Below are 19,378 nucleotides of genomic sequence, written 5' to 3'. Positions count from 1 at the left end.
GGCAACCCGCTATCGCCGACCTTGTCGGCGATTCATTCCGAAGGCGGTGCCTGGTCGGCTGGCGACGGCCCGCGTTTCCTGCGCTGCCGCAAGCTCCACCAGCTTACGGCCAGATTTACGGTGAACCACGCGCCGATGGCCGCCAACGGCCATGCGATCACCGCGGGCCAGAGCACGCCGACAACCGTCACCACCAGTGCCGCCGCCGCACCCGCGAGCAGCGGTCCGGTTTCGGTGTCCCCCAACACCCGATGCTGGGTGATCGCAGCGCTCACGGTGTTGGCGATGCGCAACGCCCCGGCGGCCGCGCGGCCGGAGCTTCCTCCGCTTCGCCGGGGCCGTGGCGGGCGTGGTGAACGGCTGCGCAGGCGTTCGTTGCCGGCGCGGTAACGCGGCCGGTGCAGCAGGATTTCCGTGGCGTTCTCCAGATCCGCTTCGTATTGGCGTGCCAGTTGCGTGGCGAACCCGGCGTCCTCGACCGCGACATCGATTTCGCGGTTGCCCAGCCAGCTCGCGATATTGAGGTTGGACGATCCCACTCGTGCCCAACGCCCGTCGGCCACGGCCGTCTTCGCATGCAACATGGAACCGTTCCATTCGAACACGCGGATGCCCGCCTTCAGCAATGGCCGGTAGCCCGAACGCGACATGCCGGCCACCACCGGGATATCGCTGCTTCCCGGGACCAGGAGACGCACGTCGACACCATCGCGGGCGGCGGCGCACAACGCCTGGACATACGGCGCCACGCCGACGAAATAGGCGTCGGTGAGCCATAGCGTCTGTCGCGCCATGGCGGCGACCATCTGGTCCAGGCGATACATGCCCGCCGTGCTGGGTTGGGTGGCGATCACACGCAAGGAGACATCGCCGGCGGCGATGCTGGTCACGGGACGCAGGCGCTCGTCTTCCGGCAAGGGTTCACCGGCTTCGCGCCAGCTGTCGGCGAAGGCATGTTCGATCTCGGCGATCGCCGGGCCGCGCAGCATCACGCCGGTATCGCGCCACGGCGGAACGTCGCGCGAGGGATCGCCCAGCCATTTCTCGCTGAGGCATACGCCCGAAAGAAAACCGACCTCGCCGTCCACCACCAGCACCTTGCGATGATCGCGGCTCACCCATCCGAAGGAGCTGCCCAGCGTGGGCGGATTGTAGATGCGGACCTGCCCGCCGGCCTCGCGCAACGGCGTCCAGAAGGAGGATCGCGATTGGCCCAGGCAGCCGACCCAATCGCCGATCACCGCCACGAAGACGCCGGCCCTGGCCCGCTCCACCAGCGCGTCGCGGAAGGCCTTGCCGATGCGGTCGTCGCGGATGATGTAGTTTTCGAGGAACACGTGGCGGCGCGCGGCGGCGATCGCCGCCAGCCATGCGTCGAAGTGGGCTTGCGCATCGATCAACAGTTCGACGGCGTTGCCGCCGATCAGCGGTGCCCCCGCGCTGCGACTCAATGCCTGCTCGGCGAACAGGCGGCTGGAGAATCCTGTGCTGCGGTGACGTACGTTCATGGCGTTGAGTGTATCGGCATCTGGCATCATCGCCGTCATGGCATCGATACCGCGTGACCGTGACACCGAAGCCGCCGTCGAGGCGATCCTGCAGCGCACCGGTGGCCATCCCCGGGTGGCCGCGCCCCTGGGCCTGGGCAAGCCGCATGCCTTGCTCAATGCGCTCTACCGCGCGGTGCGGGGGCGCGACGACCGCTCACTGACGATTTTCACGGCCCTGTCCCTCACCCGACCGTCAGCGGGAAAGGGTCTCGCCGCACGCTTCGCCGCGCCCTTCCTCGCCCGTCATTTCGGCGAAGGCTACGTGGACCTCGACCATGCGATCGCCCAGGCCCGCGATGCGCTGCCGGCAAACATCCATGTGCACGAGTTCTACATGCAATCCGGTGCGCTGCTCGGCTCCGGCTCGGCGCAGCGTGACTACATCAGCCAGAACTACACGCACGTGGCTCGCGACCTGGTGGGGCGCGATATCAACGTGCTGGTCCAGCTGGTGGCGCGGCGCGATGGCCGGATCAGCCTCTCGTCGAACCCCGACCTGACCTTCGACTTCCTCGACGACCTGGCGCGGGCGGGCAAGCCGAAACCGTTCTGCGTCGCCGTCGCCCACCCGGACATGCCGTACGTCAGCGGCCACGCCGAAGCAGGGGAGGGACTGTTCGACCTGCTTGTCGAGCCCGAGGTGTCACCGCCGCTGTTCGCCTTGCCGCGTTCGCCGATCGAACCGGCCGAGTTCGCGCTTGGCATGCATGCGAGTGCACTGGTGGTCGACGGCGGCACATTGCAGATCGGTATCGGCGCCTTGTCGGATGCGCTGGTGCGCGGCCTCCTCTTGCGCCACGAACAGAACGGCGCCTGGCGCGAAGGCCTTGGCGCCCTCGATGCCACCGGGGGCACGCGCCGTTGCATGGATGGCTGGGGCGGAGGCGACGCCTTCGCGACAGGCTTGTACGGCGCGAGCGAGATGGTGATGGACGGCTTCATGCACCTGCAGCGCGCAGGCATCCTGCGCCGGCGCGCCTATGACGATCTCGAACGGGAGCGTCGCTCGGCGGCGGGGGAAGACGTGGGCATGGAGGGTGGCCATTACCTGCGTGGAGCCTTCCTGCTCGGTTCGCGTGAGCTGTATGCCTGGATGCACCGTTCGGAAATCGACGATCCCGACGCGATCGACATGTGCCGGGTGTCCAACGTCAACCATCTTTACGGCGATCACCAGCCGCTGGCCGCCTTGCAGCGTCGCGGCGCCCGTTTCTTCAACACCTGCATGATGGCGACATTGACCGGTGCCGCCGTCTCGGACGGGCTGGAGGACGGTCGTGTCGTGAGCGGCGTCGGCGGACAGTTCAACTTCGTGGCGATGGCGCATGAACTTCCGGGCGGGCGGTCGATCCTGCTGCTGCGTGCCACGCGCGGCAAGGGGCGCAAGGCGGCGTCGAACATTCGCTTCAACTACGGCCATACGACCATTCCGCGCCATCTGCGCGATGTCTATGTCACGGAATATGGCGTGGCCGACCTGCGTGGCCTGTCGGACGAGGCGTGCGTGGAGGCGATGTTGTCGATCGCCGATGCGCGCTTCGTGGACGGGCTGGTGGAAGAGGCCAAGAGGGCCGGGAAGCTGCGACGGGATTTCGTCGTGCCCGAAGCGTGGCGGGGGCATACGCCCGAAGGGCTGGCGGCGGCGCTGGAGCCGATGCGGCGGCGCGGGTTGCTCGACCCTTTCCCCTTCGGCAGCGATTTCACCGATGTGGAGCAGCGGCTGTTGCCCGCGCTGGGTTGGCTGCGCGACGCGGGCAAGGGCGCGCTCCTGCGGGCGTTGCTGGCTCAGGGCAGGCCGGTGGATGGGGAAGACGAGGCGCTTGAGCGGATGGGGCTGGAGCGGCCGGGGTCGGTCGCGGAGTGGCTGGAACGGCGGCTGGTGAAGGCGGCGTTGCGGTCGCAGGGCCGGGTGCCGCGGCAACCCTGAATCGCCGACAAGGTCGGCTCCCACCAGGAGTTCGCCGGCCCGGGGCGAGCACCCATCGCCGCTGAAGCGGCTCCCACAACCACAACGGTCGGCGGGCGGTCATGCCGATGCGCTAAAATGGGCAGCTATGACCGAAGACCTCACCAGCCGCCCGCGTCCCGCGGAAGCCGGCGCCCGCCGCCCCAGTACGGGAGTCCTGATCGACCGTGTCCACGTCGGCGGCGGCGCGCCGATCGTCGTCCAGTCGATGACCAATACCGACACCGAGGACCCGGCATCCACGGCGAAGCAGGTGGCCGAGCTGGCCCGCGCCGGTTCCGAACTGGTCCGCATCACGGTGAACACGCCCGCCGCCGCCGCCGCGGTGCCGCGCATCCGCGAGCGCCTCGACATGATGGGCGTCTCCGTGCCGTTGATCGGCGATTTCCACTACAACGGCCACCAGCTGCTCGAAGGTGAGCCAGCCTGTGCCGAGGCGCTGGCGAAGTACCGCATCAACCCGGGCAACGTTGGCTTCGGCAAGAAAAAGGATTCCCAGTTCGCCTCGATCATCGAGATGGCCATCCGCCATGGCAAGCCGGTGCGCATCGGTGCCAACTGGGGCTCGCTCGACCAGTCGATGGTCGCCGCCCTGATGGACGAGAACGCCAGGCGCGCGCAGCCGTGGGACGCGGGCCACGTGGCCCGCGAAGCGCTCATCCGCTCGGCGCTGGATTCGGCCGCTCGCGCGGAGGACCTGGGCCTGCCACGCGATCGCATCATCCTGTCCTGCAAGGTGTCCGGCGTGCAGGAACTGATCGCGGTCTATCGCGATCTCGCGCGCCGCGCCGATTACGCGCTGCATCTCGGCCTCACCGAGGCGGGCATGGGCTCCAAGGGCATCACCGCATCCAGCGCCGCGCTAGGCGTGCTGCTGCAGGAGGGCATCGGTGACACCATCCGCATCTCGCTCACACCCGAGCCGGGCCAGTCGCGCACGGCCGAGGTGATCGTCGCGCAGGAGCTCCTGCAGACGATGGGCTTGCGCGCGTTCACCCCGCTGGTCACGGCCTGCCCGGGATGTGGACGCACCACCAGCGAGTTCTTCCAGGAACTGGCGAAGACGGTGCAGGGCCATGTGCGAGAGCAGATGCCCTTGTGGCGCGTGAAGTACGATGGCGTGGAAAACCTCACGCTCGCCGTCATGGGTTGCGTGGTGAATGGCCCGGGCGAATCCAAGCACGCCAACATCGGCATCTCGCTCCCCGGCAACGGCGAAGCACCGTCGGCACCGGTGTTCATCGATGGCGAAAAGGCCATGACCCTGCGTGGCGACAATATCGCGGATGAATTCGTGGCGATCCTCGACAACTACGTCGAAACCCACTACGCCGCCCGCGGCGACTGATCGTCACGCCTTGCATGCGGTTCCGTCCGTCACCATGACGGGCGGTCCAATCCGCAGGAGACACGCATGGCAAAGGTCCCGAACCTCGTCCTCAACGACGGCAACAGCGCGCCCCAGATAGGCTTCGGCGTGTTCCAGATTCCCGATGCGGAGACGGCGGACGCCGTCACCCACGCGCTTTCCGCCGGCTACCGTTCGATCGACACGGCCGCCATCTACGGTAACGAGGCCGGCGTTCGACAGGGCATCGAGCGTTCCGGCGTACCGCGTGGCGAGATCTTCCTCACCACCAAGCTATGGAACGCCGAGCAGGGCTTCGACGAAACCCTGCGCGCGTTCGACGCCAGCCTGAAGAAGCTCGGCACTGATTACGTCGACATGTACCTCATTCATTGGCCGACGCCGAAACGCGACCGCTACGTCGACACGTGGAAGGCCTTCATCCGACTGCGCGAGGAAGGCCGTATCCGCTCCATTGGCGTATCGAATTTCCAGCCCGCCCATCTCGATCGCATCGTCGCGGAAACCGGCGTGGCGCCGGTGGTGAACCAGATCGAGTTGCATCCGGATTTCAGCCAGCGCGACGTGGTGGCGGCCAACCAGCGGCACAAGGTGGTCACCGAGTCGTGGAGTCCGCTGGGCCAGGGTGGCGACCTGCTGAAGCGCGACACGCTGGTCGACATCGGCCGGAAGCATGGCAAGACGCCGGCCCAGGTGGTGCTGCGCTGGCATGTGCAGCTCGGCTACATGGTGATCCCGAAGTCGGTGACACCCGAGCGGATCGCCGCGAACATCGACGTTTTCGATTTCGAATTGTCCGATGGGGACATGAAGGCCATCGATGGACTGGACGCAGGCAACCGCATGGGTCCGCATCCCGATCAGCTCAACTGAATCAGGGCTCCATCGTGACGTCGATCTCGACCGGATAGGGCGCCGGCGTCTTTGGCGGCACCGGCAGCATCCAGGCATTGAACTGGCCCGCGAAGCAGCGCGCGACCGGCGTGGCCGGACGCACCTCCACCTGGCTGGAACGGCCATTGGCGTCCACGTCCGCCACCAGGGTGAACGGACGCTTGTCGGCCGGGGCGTTGCTGGCGATGCAGTCCTTCAACGCGTCGGTCGCGGGATTGCCCACCCGGTCCCACATGGCCGACTGCCACGCCTTGCCGTCGGCCTTCCGTTCCAGGGCCTTGGCGGCCTGGACGCGTCCTTCGAAGCCGTCACCGGCGGCGAGCGCGAGGGCAAGGGCGAGCAGCATGGGCTTCTCCGTGGAGGGAAAGCCGCGAGCCTAGCAGGGCGTCACGGGATTCACACGGTACGGCGCGCCGTTCGCATGCTCTTGCGCCGGTGCGCTACCATCGGGCGGATGCCGTACCGCGCGGGGGTGAGGATGAAACGAGCGATCGCCGTGGCCGTCGTCGCGGCCGGAATCGCCGGATGTCAGGGCATGGCGGCGAAAATCGCCAGGCTCGATGTGGGCACGCAGCGTGACGAGGTGATCGAACGCCTCGGCCGTCCCGATTCGGACCGAAGCATTGTCGGATACGAGGTGCTCAACTGGTTCGACCGGCGGCCGGGCAGGTTTTCGTTCTCCCATAAGGACTACACCGTCGTGCTGAAGGACGGCAAGGTGGTCCAGTTCGGCCCGGGCCTCATCCGCCGCGACGGCAAGACCTCCTTGCAGATCGAAACCGGCGATCCGTAAACAACGGCTCTTCGCGGAAGTTCGGGGGAGCGTCGCGGGCTGCCGGGCGTCCCCCTCGGCGCGCCAGGCGGCGCCGTCCCTTGGGAAAGGATGCCGCTGCGCGGCGGTGTTTGATGGCTTGCGCCCCTTCGGGCTCGGACGGTCGGGCGGGGGTTTTCGATTCGGCCTCCTGCCTCAGCGAAAACGATCGGCCGTCCAGGCCGATCCCCTGCGGGCCTTGTCCGCCCGGCCGTCCTCGTCGCCTCATGGCGCGCCGAGGGGGACGCCCGGCAGCTCAGTCACGACTGCGGTGGGTTGAGGCGAAAGAGCGAAGGTCGTCGCACGCCGGACGGCGCACACCGCACACCGCCAAGCACCGCACCCTGTTGGATCGCCATACCCTGGTGGGAGCCGACTCTGTCGGCGATCCCGCGGCAGCGGGCCCGGTCGAGGCAAGCACCCATCGCCGACAGAGTCGGCTCCCACCAGAGCGACGGCCACCCGAATGGCGGGTGTTGCTTGTGTCACACAACCCACCGCGAGGGCGAAGCCGAGCCGGACGAAACCCGAACATGCGCGAAGAAACAAACAAAAGCCGGCACATCAGATCCAGCCGCGTTCGCGATAGACCCACATGGCCACGTATTCGCGCAGGCAGCGGGCGGTCAGCGTGAGCGCATCGCGTCGCGGTAACCACGACGGCGCCTGTTCCAGCATCGCGTGCGTGTCGGCGGTGGGCACGGCGGATACCGAGAGTCCTTCATGCCGAAATGCTCCCGCGGCCCGGCGCATGTGGATGGGGGAGGTCACCAACAGGATGTCGGTCGAGCCGCTGGCTCGCAGCAGTAATGCCGAATTGCGCGCGTTCTCGTGAGTGTTGGTGCTGGTGTCCTCGATCCGCAGGTCGCGGGGCGGTACGCCGGATACTTCGAGGCCCTGCGCCAGCGCCCGCGCCTGGTCGCTGCCCGACACCAGCAGCACGGGCGCGAGGCCGGCCCGCCACAGCGCCAGGCCCTTGCCCGCCCGGGTCGTCGCGCGCGACCAGTCGTTCACGGGCAGCGTGTCGCCGCCGAGCACCACGATGGCATCCGCGTGCGGCGGCGTGCCGGGTGCCGGCGTCGCCAGTCCGTCGTGCAGGACGAGGGCGACCGCGGGCGTGGAAGCGAACCATATCCATGCCACCGCGACCAGCGCCGTCACCAGTGCGGGTACCTGCTTGCGCAGAAGCACCAACAGCATCGAAACGCCACCCAGCAGCAAGGCCTGCAAGGCGGGGTGCAGCAGGCGCGGGGCGATGTCCATGAGCTCGGCCACGGCCCTAGCATCACCCGAAACGCTTCCATATACCTTCTGTCGAATGGCATAGGCGGGCTGTTGAATAGACGCGTGACCACATTGAAATGACGATAGCCACCGAGGAAGTCACAGGGGTGGGTGGATGTCATGAAACAGTGGAACCGCGCAATCGTACTCGTCGCCGTCGTGTTGTCGACCGCCTGCGCCACGAGCGGAAACACGTCGCCGCCGCCGAGGCCGGACGTCGCCACGCAGGCGGTGGACGCCTACCTGATCGGCGTGGACGACCAGTTGCAGGTCACCGTCTGGCACAACCCTGACCTCAGCGTCAGCGTGCCCGTGCGGCCGGATGGCAAGGTCACCGTGCCCCTGGTCGGCGATATTCCCGCCGGCGGCCGTACCACCGAGCAAGTGGCCACGGAAATCCAGCAGAAGCTGGGCCAGTACATTCGCGATCCGCAGGTGGCGGTGATCCTCACCGCGCTGCGCAGCCACGAATACCTTTCGCGTGTCCGCGTCACCGGCGCGGTGCGCAGCCCGATCTCGATCCCGTACCGGCAGGGCATGACCGTGCTGGACGCCGTTCTCGCCGCCGGCGGAACGACGGAATTCGCCGCGGCCGACCGCACCGAACTCTACCGCCGCAACGAGGGTGGTTCGACGCAGTCCTATGCCGTGCGCCTGGAGAAGATCCTCCAGCAAGGCGACCTGGCGAACAACTACCCGGTGCAGCCCGGTGACGTGATCACCGTTCCGCAACGCGCTTTCTGACCTGCCCGCCACGGCGGGTGCAAGGGGTTACATATGAGCGGGGAACTCGTTCCTTTCGCGGGCATGCTGCCCGCACTGATCGGCGAAGCGCGCAGGCGGCGTGTCGTCATGGGCTTCGCCTTCGCAGCCATCGCGCTGGCGGCCCTCGGCGTCGGCTCCGTCTGGCCGAAGAAGTACGAGGCGTCGACCACGATCCTCGCCCAGGAGGCGAGCATCATCACGCCCCTGATGGAAGGCGCGGCGACCGCCACCGGTAACAAGAACCGCGCCGGCATCGCCCGCGACGTGATCTTCAGCAGGAAGGTGCTCGACGAGGTGCTGGAGGCCGGCGGCTGGCTCGCCACGAACCCGTCGCCGCTGGAGCGCGACAAGATCGTCGACGGCATCAAGTCGCGCACGAAGCTGGTCAACAATCGCGACAACCTGATCACGATCAGCTATTTCGATTCCGATCCGAAGCGCGCGTTCGAAGTCACCCGCGCGTTCGGCCAACTGTTCATCAGTGAAAGCCTGGCCTCGAAGCAGCGCGAGAGCCGCGAAGCCTACGAATTCATCAACAGCCAGGTCGAGGCGTACCGGACGAAGCTCACCGACGCCGAAGACAAGTTGAAGGCGTACCGGGACGCCAACGCGGACGCGCGCCCCGGCAGCGAGACCGACACCAACACGCGGATCAGCCAGCTTCGCACGCAGATCGAAAACAACCGCATGGATTACATGCAGCGGCAGTCGCAGGCCGCCGTGTTGTCGGCGCAGCTCAATGGCGAGTCGGAGGTCAACGCCGTGCAGACGGTCGGGGGCATCTACCAGACCCAACTGGCCGACTTGCAGGGGCAACTGGACAAGCTGCGCCTGAACTACACCGAAGACTATCCGGACGTGATCCGCCTGCGGCACCAGATCGAGGACGTGCGCCGGCAAGCGCAGACCGCGGACGCGCAGCGCGCCGCCGGCGGTGCCATTCCGCTCGACCATGCCGTCACGATGAATCCCGTCTACCAGCAGATGCGCCTGCAGCTCGCCGCCGTTCGTGGCGACGCGGCGGCCAGTGCCGCACGGGTCGGCGCCAGCGAGGCGATGCTCCAGGCCGAACTGGAGCGCAGCAAGCGCATCGCCAATTCCGAGAACGTGACGGCGGAGTTGACCCGTGACTACACGGTCAACCGCGACGTCTACCAGGACCTGCTGAAGCGCCGCGAGAACGCGCGAGTCTCGATGAACCTCGATGCCGAACAGCGCGGCCTGACCTTCATGGTGCAGAACCCCGCGATGATGCCCCTGGTGCCATCCGGCCTGCGCTTCATGCACTTCGGCCTCGCAGGGTTGGCGCTGTCGCTGGCGATCCCGCTTGGCCTGCTGTTCGCGGTGGCGCGGTTCGATCCGCGCGTCCGTTCGGTGGCCCAGCTTGAACGTGCAACGGGCTTTCCGGTGCTCGCCGCGATTCCGTTCTACCCGACCCCGCGCGACCGTCGCCGCGAGCATCTGCACAACATGATGCTGGCCCTGACGGTCGTCGGCGTCGCCGCGGTGTACCTCGTGGTGTTCTGGCTGAGGATGAAGGGCTGACGATGAACAAGATGGCCGCTGACAATATCGAGATGGGCGACATGGTCGCCGACCACGACGATGAAACCCGCACGTCGCCAGGACATTCCATCGCGCGGATGCGCGAAGAGGGTGGTGCCCTGGCGCCGATCGACTGTGAGCGCAAGCGCCTGATCCATCGCGAGGAGTCGGTTCGCCAACAGTCCGATGCCTTCCGCGGCATCCGCACCCGGCTGCTGGAGATGGCCGGCGAGCACAACTTCGTGACCCTGGTGGTCTCCGTGAGTCCGCGCTCCGGCGGCAGTTTCGTCGCCCGGAACCTGGCCGCCGCCTTCGCCTTCGACGAATCCAAGACCAGCCTGCTGGTGGATTGCAACCTTCGTTACCCCAACCAGCACAAAGCTTTCGGGGTGGAACCGCGTACCGGAGGGCTGATCGATTTCCTGGAGCATCCCTCGCGCGGCATCGCGTCGATCATGTACCACACCGGGGTTCCGCGCCTGCGCCTCATCCCGGCCGGCAAATCGCGCGAGAACAGCGGTGAGTACTTCTCCTCGTTCCGCATGCGGGCCGTGCTCGATTCGCTGCGCTGCCGCTATTCGGACCGGTACCTGTTCCTCGATGGACCCCCGATCAAGGGTTCGCCGGACGCCCGGATTCTTTCGGACCTGGCGGATTTCGTCGTGATCGTCGCCGGTTACGGCCGCGATACCCCGGCGACCATCAATCAGGCCGTCGCCAATTTCGACCCGGCGAAGCTCGCCGGCGTGGTGTTCAACCAATCGCCGTGAGCGCGGCACCCAGGCACGCGGCCGGCAGGCGTCGTGCGCCAACAGGGGTAAAGGGAGGGAATATGCCGGCACCGTCCAGGCTCGCCCGCGCCATCGTGCTCGCGCTCTTGTCGGCACCCGGCGTGGTGCTGGCCGGTACGCTCGATTACACGCTCTATGCAGGATTGGAGCACAGCAACAATATCGCCCTGTCGTCGGAGCGTCCCGTCAGCGGGAACGTGTTGACCCCGGGCGGCACCTTCCAGTTCACCCAGATGGGCTCGACTTTCCAGGCCAACGTGGCCGGCACCTTCGAGTACCGCAAGTACCTGGGCAACGATTTCGATTCGCAGGCGCAGACCCAGCTGGCCGGACAGGGCAACTGGACGATCGCACCCGATCGTCTCGATTTCTCGGTGGAAGACTATGCCGGCGTGCAGCCGGTCGACCAGCTGTCGAGCAACTCGCCGGACAACCAGCAGCAGACCAACGTGCTGGTGCTCGGGCCGACCCTGCGCATGCGCTTCGGGGACGCCGCCCGCGGCCAGTTCGAGCTGCGCTACATCAACAGCTATGCGTCGAAGGTGGACGATTTCGATTCCTCGCGCGGCCTCGCCGCGTTCCGTGTCTACCGCGACCTCAGCCCCACCGACCAGTTGTCGGGCAATGTGGAGTTCCAGCGCGTGGACTTCACCAACCAGCCCAGCGAGGCGAACTACGACCGGAAGGAAGCCTTCGTCCGCTATACCAGCACGTTGGCGCGTTTCGATGTCGACGTGTTGGCGGGTGGCACGCGCCTCGAATTCGACGATGGTTCCAGCAAGTCGGCGCCGCTGGCCCGCCTCAGCCTCGGCTGGCGGCCCACCGCGCGCAATACCGTGTCCGTCACCGGTGCCTACCAATACGCCGACGCGGCGCAGGACCTCATCGCCACGCCCGGCGTGTACGACGCCACGGTGGCCGATCGCGTCGAGGCATTCGACCCGTTCGCCGCCACCGGTGGCCTGGGCCGTGGCAACGGTACGGGCGTGGGCGTCGGCAGCGCGGTGATCGGCTCGCAGGTCTACAAGGAAAAGCGGTTGGAGGCGACCTGGAACTGGCGCTCGGAACGCATCGTGCTGACCGTGTCACCGTCCTTCAACAAGCTGCGCTACATCGGCGATCCCACCTTCGACCAGACCGACAAGGGCGTCAGCATAGGCGTGGGCTACCGGATTCGCCCCACGCTGACCCTGACCGGCTACGCCACGGGAAGCCGTCTGACCTACGACAGCCTTGAGCGCAAGGACACCACCGTGCGGATGGGCCTCGACCTTGGCCAGCAGGTGAACCGGCACTGGAGCTGGCATGTTTCCGCATCGCGGGAGAGGCGCAGCAGCGATGCCGTGGGCCAGGACTATCGCGAGACCCGGTTCTTCGTCGGCGTGGTCTACCGGAGATGACCATGCGAACCGATGCCGAGATCCCTTTCTTCTTCGGTCCCGCCGGCGATCTTTTCGGCATGTACCACGCACCCGCCTTGCCGGCGCGCCGCGCGTTGCTGATGTGTCCACCGCTGGGACAGGACCTGATCCGTTGCCATCGTCTCTATCGGCAGCTGGCGCAGGCACTCGCCGCGCAGGGGTTGGCCGTGTTGCGCTTCGACTACTACGGCACGGGCGACTCCGCGGGGGGCAGTGCCGAGGTGGATTGGGAGCGTTGCGTCGCCGATGCGGTGGTCGCCTCCCACGAGCTGCGCACGCGCGCCGGCGTCGACCGCGTGGTGGCCTTCGGTGCGCGCCTGGGCGGCAGCGTGGCGCTCGCTGCCGCGGATCGTGCGCGTTTCGCCGAAGTGATCGCCTGGGACCCCGTGCTGGATGGTGGCGATTATGTTTCCGCGCTCGATGCCTTGCAGGTAGCGCTGCGTGACGACACCGAACGCTTCACCCGGCCACGCAGCGACGCCGACATCGCCGAGCAGTGGCTGGGCTTCGATATCGGCGACCACCTGCGCCAGCAATTGTCCGCGTTGCACCTGCATGCCGCGTCCGTGCCCACCCTGGTGCTCGATTCGTTGCCCGCGGCGCCGGCATCGCGCTGGGAGCGCATCGTCTCGCCGCGTGGCGCCGTCGCATCGATCACCCCTCCGACCCCGTGGGACGACCTGCGCCGGCTGGAAAGCGCGATCCTCTCGCAGCCGCTGATCCAGGCCGTCAGCGGCCGCCTGAAGGAGACCGCGTGATGCGCGAGGAAGCCCACCGGTTCGGCCGTGGCAACCACCTCGTCGGCATCGCCGGCGTACCCGAGGCGGCGACAGGCGAAACCGGCATCATCGTGGTGAACGCGGGGCTGGTTCATCGCATCGGTCCTTTCCGCCTGCATGTGGAACTGACCCGGCAGCTCAACGCCAGTGGCTACCCCACGTTGCGCTTCGACCTGTCCACGCTGGGCGACAGCGCCGCCACCGGCGGCGGCCAGACACGCACCCAGCAGGTGTGCGCGGATCTGGACGACGCGATGAACCTGCTCAAGGCCCGCGCCGGCTGCGAACGCTTCGTGCTGGTGGGGTTGTGTTCGGGTGCGCAGAACGCGCACATCGTCGCCGCCACCGATCCGCGCGTATCCGGCGCGGTGTTCCTCGACGGGTACGCCTACCGTACGGTCGGCTACAAGCTGCGCCATTACCTGCCGCGCATCGTCGATCCCGGCCGCTGGGCCCGCGTGCTGCGGCGACGCGGTAGCGCGAACGGCATCGGCGGCAAGCCAGCCTCCGAGCCGGTATTCGCGGTGGCACCCGCGCCGCGCGCGGAAGTCATCGCCGATTTCACCGGCATGGTGGCCCGTGGCATGAAGTTGTACCTGGTCTATTCGGGCGGCATCAGCAATTACTTCAACCATGCGCGGCAGTTCCGCGAATGCTTCGGCAAGGTGATGAGCCATCCGGCGGTCACCACGCGGTATTCCGCCGAGTCCGACCACACCTATATCCTCACCGGCGACCGTGCCCGTCTGCTCGACGGCATCGGTGGCTGGCTCACGCAAAATTTCCCGCCGGCTCCGGCCGGGAGGCACGCATGAACTCGGTCCTGGTCACGGGCGGCGCCGGTTACATCGGCAGCCATACGGTGCAACAGCTGGTCGAACGCGGCGATCGCGTCGTGGTGATCGACAACCTCTCGACCGGGTTCCGCGAGGCGGTCCGCGGCGCCTCCTTCGTGGAGGGCAACGTCGGCGACGGCGACCTGGTGTCGCGCGTGCTCGAGGCGCACCGCGTGGACGCGGTATTGCACTTCGCCGCGCATACGGTCGTTCCCGAATCGATGAGCGACCCACTGAAGTACTACGCCAACAACACAGGCAACACGCGGAACCTGCTCGCATGTTGCGCGCAGGCGCGCGTGGACAAGTTCATCTTCTCGTCCACGGCCGCCGTCTACGGAACAACCGAGGCAGGCATCGCCGACGAGGACACGCCCACCCAGCCGATCAATCCCTACGGCCGGTCGAAGCTGATGTCCGAGACGATGCTGCGCGACTGGTGCGACACCGGGGCGATGCGCCATGTGATCCTCCGCTACTTCAACGTGGCCGGTTGCGATCCCCAGGGCCGGATCGGCCACTCGACGCCGGAAGCCACGCTGTTGATCAAGGTGGCCTGCGAGCACGCGGTCGGGAAGCGGCCGTGCGTGGCGATCTATGGCACGGACTACGACACGCCCGACGGCACGGGCGTGCGCGACTTCATCCACGTGGAAGACCTGGCGGCGGCGCACCTGCGCGCATTGGACCACCTTCGCGAAGGCGGCGCGTCACTCACCCTCAACTGCGGCTACGGCCATGGCTACAGCGTGCGCGAAGTCATCCAAGCCGTGGCTCGCGCGGCGGGTCATCCCCTGAACGTGCTGGAATTGCCGCGCCGTCCTGGCGATATCCCGCAGCTGATCGCGCGCAGCGACAAGTTGCGCCGCGAACTCGGCTGGGAACCCTGCTACGACGATCTCGACGTCATCGTCCGCACCGCGTTGTCGTGGGAATACCGGTTGGCCGGCAGTGCCTTGCCCACCGCGTCCGTGGCATGAGCGTCCGTTGTCACGTGTCGCTGCGCGAGCGCAGGCGCGCGTCACGCGGGCTGGATGTGTCGCCGCCATCGGGATTGTCGCGTCATGTGCTCTGGGTGCTTGGCCTGCTCCTCGCGCTGGCTGCCGCGCTTTTCCCCACGAAAGCTCCTGCGGAAGCCGTTCGCAAGATCGAAGTGCATCGACTGGCGGGGCGGGGCGACGACTTGCCGGTGACCGTGGGAATTCCGTTTCCGCCCGGCCTGCTGCGTGATCCGAAACAGGTTCGTATCGTCGACGGTCACGGCGGTGAAATTCCTTCCGCGGTGACATCCACCCTGGCCTGGCATTTCCGTGACGGCAGCGTGCGTGCCGTTCGCGTGCAATTCCGCGCGGCCCCCGGCATTTACTACTTCACACTCGACTCGTCCCGTACGGCGGACATCCCCGGCTGGCCGTATGCCAGCGGCCTTGTCGACGGCCGGCTCGCCGCTGTCGCGACCTTGACGCCGGATTGGCTCACCGCTTCGCTCATCGCGGGGCCGCAGTCCGTGGCGACGAGCGACGAGCCCTACGCCCGCTATGTCGACGGCCAGTTCCGCTGGGCGTCCGTGCTGCCCACGAAGGATACGACGGCGTGGTTGTTCGATCGGCCGTCGACCCTGTTCAAGTCCTACGTGCGTACGGGCAGGGCGGATTACCTCGAAGCGGCCGAGATGAGCTACCGCTGGTACATGGCCGGGATCAAGCGCGACGGCATGCCGGTGAGTCCATCCTGTGGCGGGGGCTGGCTCCCCGATGGCAAGCCGTGCGACGTGAAATACGTGTATATCGAGCCGGTGCTGCTCGCCGTGGCGCTCACGGGCGACGATTCCATGCACGATGCGGCGACGGTGGCGAAGATGGCCGGGTTGTGGGACAGCGGCGGCTGGAACGGTGCGCCGGGGCCGTACCGTCATCCGGATGACTATTTCACCGAACGCCTCGCCGGCCTCGGACTGGTCGAAACGGTGGCCGCCTATGAACTCACCGGCGACACGCGTTACCGGCAGCGCATCGATGCGCGCGTGGGCTGGCTGCACGACCACCAGCGGACGAATCCGGATGGTCTCGGCGACGACGGCTCGTGGCGCAACAGCTGGAACGTGCACGAAAACGATCCGCACGGCGCGGACGACGTACGCGGCGCCTCGCCGTGGATGAGCGAGAACATCGTCGACGGCCTGTGGCACGCATGGCTCGTCACGGCCGATCCGCGCATCCCCGGCATGCTCACCGGTTTCGGACGCTACCTGGAGCGATACGGTTGGATCGATCCGCAGCGGCTCGTGCCGCCGCACGACTGGCGCAACGATTGCTCCGGCCCGCACGGACAGATCGCCTGGTACTGGTCGTCGTCGCATGCAGATAACGAGGCGTTGACGAAGATCCAGGACACCGACGGTTGGTACAGCGATGGCCACACGGTCGAACTCGGCTTGCCGGTGGCGGCCGCATGGTACTTCGAGACCGATCCTGTGCAAGCTGCCGCCTTGAAGAAGCGTTTCAAGGCGATCGCCGCGTCGTACAGCCCTGCCTGCGCGGCGATATCGGATACCTTGCGTCGCTTCAACTGGAACAACCGCGGCGCCGGAGTGGCGCAATGGATGATGGCGCAGCCCGCGGGCGCCGGCACGCGTCAACGGGCGGCATCGCCATGAACCGCCGCGTCGCCGTCTTGCGCAGCATCGGCATCGTCACGGTGTCCACGTACATCGAGTACGCGCTGGGCTTGCTGATGAGCGTGTGGATCGCTCGCTCGCTGGGCCCGTCGGACTTCGGCCGTTATGCCTTCACCGTGTGGTTGTGCGGCTGGCTGATCGTCTGCTCCAACCACGCGTTGACCACCTCGTCGACCAAGTTCATCGCCGAGGCCGACGGTATGGGCGATGCATCGCTCGCCTCGCATCTGGCCGCGCGTTTCTCACATATCCAGACCTACAGCTCGTTGGCGGTCATCCTCCTTTTCGTCCTGATCGGCTGGTTGTTCCGTCCGTCCGAATGGGACAACTCGCTGTTGCCGATCATGGCCCTGGTCGTCGTGGCCGTGGTCGCGAAAGCCAACTACGCCATGCTCGTCGCCATCGGCAAGGGCCAGGAACGCTTCGAACCGGAAGCCGTGGCCACCGTGGCCTCCGGCATCGTCGGCATGCTGCTCGTACTCGGCGCGATGATCGTGCACGCGGACCTCGTGTCCTTCGTGGCCCTGTTCGCGGTGGCATGCCTGCTGCTGAACCTCATCAACCGGATGGCCTATCGTCGCTGTTGCCGCCCCTATGCACCGGGGCCGATTCCGCCAGACGTGAACGCACGCGTGAATCGCCACCTTCGCCTCACCGCGGCCCTGGTCCTGATGGGATCGTTCCGTGTCGGCACGATCGAGGTATTCCTGCTCAATGCCTTCGCCGGATCGGTCGCGGTGGGCTATTTCGCGATCGCCGGGACGCTCACCCGCGGCGCCGTGCAGTTGTTCTCGGTGGGGCTCACGTCCACCTTGCTTCCCTATATGGCCAAGACCTATGGCGAGAGCGGAACGGCGCGTGCCGCGCGTTTCCTTTCCGAAGCCACGCGCTTCTACTGGGCGGTTGGCATCGCCATCGCAGGGCTGGGTCTCGTCACCACGCCGGAGATCGTCCGGTTGATGTACGGCAACCGCTACGTCGACGCGATTCCCGCCATCGAAGCCACCCTGGTGCTGGGCGGCCTGTTGCTCATCGGCAACGGCATCGCCGCGTTCCAGACCGTGGTCGACCGGCAAGACGACCGCATTCGCATCGCCGTCGTCGCGCTGGCCGCCAATGCCGTGCTCGGCGTCGCGTTGATCCCGCCGCTCGGCCTGGCCGGTGCCGTCATCACCTACGCGTCGACACGCGTCGTCGAGATGGCGCTGGCGATCCACTACCTGCGCAAGGCAACCAGCGGCGCCCTGCCGGTGGCGGCCATGTCGCGCCTGTTCGCGGTGGGTTTCGTCGCCACGCTCGCCGCCTGGGGAGCCACCGCCGCCACGCCGTCGCGGCTCGGCTTCCTCGTTGGCGCGGCCGTGTTCATGGCCCTGTACCTGCCCGGCAGCATGCTCGTTCGCTATTGGACCGGCGACGACCTCAACCTGATGACGGGTATCAGCCGTCGCCTCGGTCCGCCCGGACGATTGCTGATCCGGGGCCTCCAGTTCGTCCAACCTTCCGTGGCGAAGACCAGCCCATGAGTTACGTGTGTTCCACCTTGCATACCCTGGAAGCCCTTCGCGGCCTGCGCGACGAACTGGCGCGCGTCGCGGAACAGCCGGGAGCGGCCAGCGGCATCGTGCAACATCCGGACTGGATCGAATACGAGGTGGTCAGCCGTCACGACGGCACCGTGCCGCACGTGATCGTCGCTCGCGATGCGCAGGGCAGGGTGGCGGGCTACGCGCCGCTGCTCGCCATCGATCATACGGCCCGGCTCGATCTCGCGGGGCGGCGGTTGCAGCTGTACCGCGGCGCGGCTCTGCGTATGCTCGGTGCCGGCGTCGTCGCGAACGAAGGGGACCGTTCCGCCGTGGAACTGCTGGTGTCCCGGCAGATCGCCCACGACCCCGGTATCCGCGTCGTCCGCATCCAGGAAGCGGACCTGCCCAATCGCTTCGCCGCCTCGTTGTCGCATGGCGACGGTTTCCGCATCGTGGTGGCACACCTGCTCGACCAGGTGCACTGGTCGATCGACCCGCAGCCGTCCTCCGAGGCATGGCTTGCCGCCATGGACAAGAAGAAGCGGGCCGACCTCGTGCAACGGGTCGGCCGCGCCTACCGCAAGCTGGGCGGTGACGCCGCGCTGCGCGTGTTCGATCGCGCGGAAGACATGGCGGAGTACTGCCGTCTCATGAACGAGTTGTATGCGCGGACCTGGCATCACGCCGACCTGCCCATCGACTGGGAGGCTCCCGAACGTGTCGCCCTGTTCCAGCGCCTCGCCGAGACGGGCCAGCTGATCGGCCACGTGGTGATCCGTGACGGGCGGCCGCTGGCGTATGTGCATGGCTATCGCATCGCGGGCACCTATCTCGTCGACGATCTCGGCTACGACGAGGAGGTCGCGAAGATCGGTATCGGGTCGGTGGCCGTGTTCCAGGCGGTACGTGGCCTGCTCGACCGCTTCCCCGGCGAGCGGATCAGCTTCGGCTATGGCGACAACCAGTACAAGCGGTTGCTGTCGACGCGAGCGGAGCCATGCGGGTCGCTCTATGTGGTACGAGCCACGCGTGCCACCGCCGGATTCCATATGTATGCGCCGCTTCGCTGGCTGTACCGTGGCCTGCACCGCGTGCGGTCGGACATGCAGGCCCGCCGCCAGGGCTGATCTCCCGGGTCTTTGGCCGGATGGACTAGGCCTCTGG

17 protein-coding genes are annotated in these 19,378 nt (G+C 67.1%); 14 read left to right on the top strand and 3 right to left on the bottom strand.

Annotated features, from left to right (window positions below; all coding sequences use genetic code 11):
- Window positions 1-32: 32 nt before the first annotated feature.
- Window positions 33-1,508 carry a phospholipase D-like domain-containing protein gene (locus tag ACN9M2_RS11125; RefSeq protein ID WP_426287902.1) on the bottom strand — a complete coding sequence of 492 codons (1,476 nt, stop codon included), beginning with the start codon at window positions 1,506-1,508 and terminating at the stop codon, window positions 33-35.
- Between the two features lie 37 nt (window positions 1,509-1,545).
- Between ACN9M2_RS11125 and ACN9M2_RS11120 the strand changes: the two genes are divergently transcribed.
- From ACN9M2_RS11120 to ACN9M2_RS11110, 3 genes are all read left to right on the top strand, one after another.
- Window positions 1,546-3,477 carry an acetyl-CoA hydrolase/transferase C-terminal domain-containing protein gene (locus ACN9M2_RS11120; RefSeq protein WP_426284810.1) on the top strand — a complete coding sequence of 644 codons (1,932 nt, stop codon included), beginning with the start codon at window positions 1,546-1,548 and terminating at the stop codon, window positions 3,475-3,477.
- 127 nt (window positions 3,478-3,604) lie between these two features.
- Window positions 3,605-4,864, top strand: coding sequence for a flavodoxin-dependent (E)-4-hydroxy-3-methylbut-2-enyl-diphosphate synthase (gene ispG, locus ACN9M2_RS11115; RefSeq protein ID WP_426284809.1), 1,260 nt, complete (start codon window positions 3,605-3,607; stop codon window positions 4,862-4,864).
- A 66-nt stretch (window positions 4,865-4,930) separates the two neighbouring features.
- Window positions 4,931-5,758, top strand: coding sequence for an aldo/keto reductase (locus ACN9M2_RS11110; RefSeq protein WP_426284808.1), 828 nt, complete (start codon window positions 4,931-4,933; stop codon window positions 5,756-5,758).
- Between the two features lies 1 nt (window position 5,759).
- On the opposite strand, the gene ACN9M2_RS11105 is transcribed toward ACN9M2_RS11110, so the two are convergent.
- Window positions 5,760-6,125, bottom strand: coding sequence for a peptidase C13 (locus tag ACN9M2_RS11105; RefSeq protein WP_426284807.1), 366 nt, complete (start codon window positions 6,123-6,125; stop codon window positions 5,760-5,762).
- A 132-nt stretch (window positions 6,126-6,257) separates the two neighbouring features.
- On the opposite strand from ACN9M2_RS11105, the gene ACN9M2_RS11100 reads away from it, so the two are divergent.
- The gene (locus tag ACN9M2_RS11100) at window positions 6,258-6,572 is read left to right on the top strand and encodes a hypothetical protein (RefSeq protein WP_426284806.1); all 315 of its coding nucleotides are present in this window, start codon (window positions 6,258-6,260) and stop codon (window positions 6,570-6,572) included.
- Window positions 6,573-7,154: 582 nt separating this feature from the next.
- On the opposite strand, the gene ACN9M2_RS11095 is transcribed toward ACN9M2_RS11100, so the two are convergent.
- Window positions 7,155-7,853 (bottom strand): YdcF family protein, encoded by a 699-nt coding sequence (locus tag ACN9M2_RS11095; protein ID WP_426284805.1) that lies wholly within the window; start codon window positions 7,851-7,853, stop codon window positions 7,155-7,157.
- Window positions 7,854-7,994: 141 nt separating this feature from the next.
- On the opposite strand from ACN9M2_RS11095, the gene ACN9M2_RS11090 reads away from it, so the two are divergent.
- From ACN9M2_RS11090 to ACN9M2_RS11045, 10 genes are all read left to right on the top strand, one after another.
- Entirely contained in the window at window positions 7,995-8,618 is a 624-nt protein-coding gene (locus ACN9M2_RS11090) for an XrtA/PEP-CTERM system exopolysaccharide export protein (protein ID WP_426284804.1), read from the top strand.
- A gap of 33 nt (window positions 8,619-8,651) precedes the next feature.
- On the top strand, window positions 8,652-10,184 hold the full coding sequence (locus ACN9M2_RS11085) for an XrtA system polysaccharide chain length determinant (protein ID WP_426284803.1): 1,533 nt from the start codon (window positions 8,652-8,654) through the stop codon (window positions 10,182-10,184).
- Between the two features lie 2 nt (window positions 10,185-10,186).
- On the top strand, window positions 10,187-10,954 hold the full coding sequence (locus ACN9M2_RS11080; protein ID WP_426284802.1) for a polysaccharide biosynthesis protein: 768 nt from the start codon (window positions 10,187-10,189) through the stop codon (window positions 10,952-10,954).
- Between the two features lie 62 nt (window positions 10,955-11,016).
- A complete protein-coding gene (locus ACN9M2_RS11075) occupies window positions 11,017-12,375 on the top strand; it encodes an outer membrane beta-barrel protein (protein ID WP_426284801.1) in 1,359 nt (452 codons plus the stop codon).
- A gap of 2 nt (window positions 12,376-12,377) precedes the next feature.
- The gene (locus ACN9M2_RS11070; protein ID WP_426284800.1) at window positions 12,378-13,154 is read left to right on the top strand and encodes an alpha/beta fold hydrolase; all 777 of its coding nucleotides are present in this window, start codon (window positions 12,378-12,380) and stop codon (window positions 13,152-13,154) included.
- Entirely contained in the window at window positions 13,154-13,990 is an 837-nt protein-coding gene (locus ACN9M2_RS11065) for a dienelactone hydrolase family protein (RefSeq protein ID WP_426284799.1), read from the top strand. The genes ACN9M2_RS11070 and ACN9M2_RS11065 overlap by 1 nt, the downstream gene beginning before the upstream one ends.
- Window positions 13,987-14,991 carry a UDP-glucose 4-epimerase GalE gene (gene galE / locus ACN9M2_RS11060; RefSeq protein WP_426284798.1) on the top strand — a complete coding sequence of 335 codons (1,005 nt, stop codon included), beginning with the start codon at window positions 13,987-13,989 and terminating at the stop codon, window positions 14,989-14,991. The genes ACN9M2_RS11065 and galE overlap by 4 nt, the downstream gene beginning before the upstream one ends.
- Window positions 14,988-16,667 carry a hypothetical protein gene (locus ACN9M2_RS11055; RefSeq protein ID WP_426284797.1) on the top strand — a complete coding sequence of 560 codons (1,680 nt, stop codon included), beginning with the start codon at window positions 14,988-14,990 and terminating at the stop codon, window positions 16,665-16,667. The genes galE and ACN9M2_RS11055 overlap by 4 nt, the downstream gene beginning before the upstream one ends.
- Window positions 16,664-18,211, top strand: coding sequence for an oligosaccharide flippase family protein (locus ACN9M2_RS11050; protein WP_426284796.1), 1,548 nt, complete (start codon window positions 16,664-16,666; stop codon window positions 18,209-18,211). Before ACN9M2_RS11055 ends, ACN9M2_RS11050 begins: the two co-directional genes overlap by 4 nt.
- Window positions 18,208-19,341, top strand: a complete 1,134-nt coding sequence (locus ACN9M2_RS11045; protein WP_426284794.1) for a GNAT family N-acetyltransferase — start codon at window positions 18,208-18,210, stop codon at window positions 19,339-19,341. Before ACN9M2_RS11050 ends, ACN9M2_RS11045 begins: the two co-directional genes overlap by 4 nt.
- Window positions 19,342-19,378: the final 37 nt, after the last annotated feature.

Source organism: Luteibacter sp. E-22 (genome assembly GCF_049913125.1).
In the GTDB taxonomy this organism is placed as follows: domain Bacteria; phylum Pseudomonadota; class Gammaproteobacteria; order Xanthomonadales; family Rhodanobacteraceae; genus Luteibacter.
The sequence above is the reverse complement of the archived record's forward strand: the minus strand, read 5'-3'. Positions and strand labels throughout refer to the sequence as shown.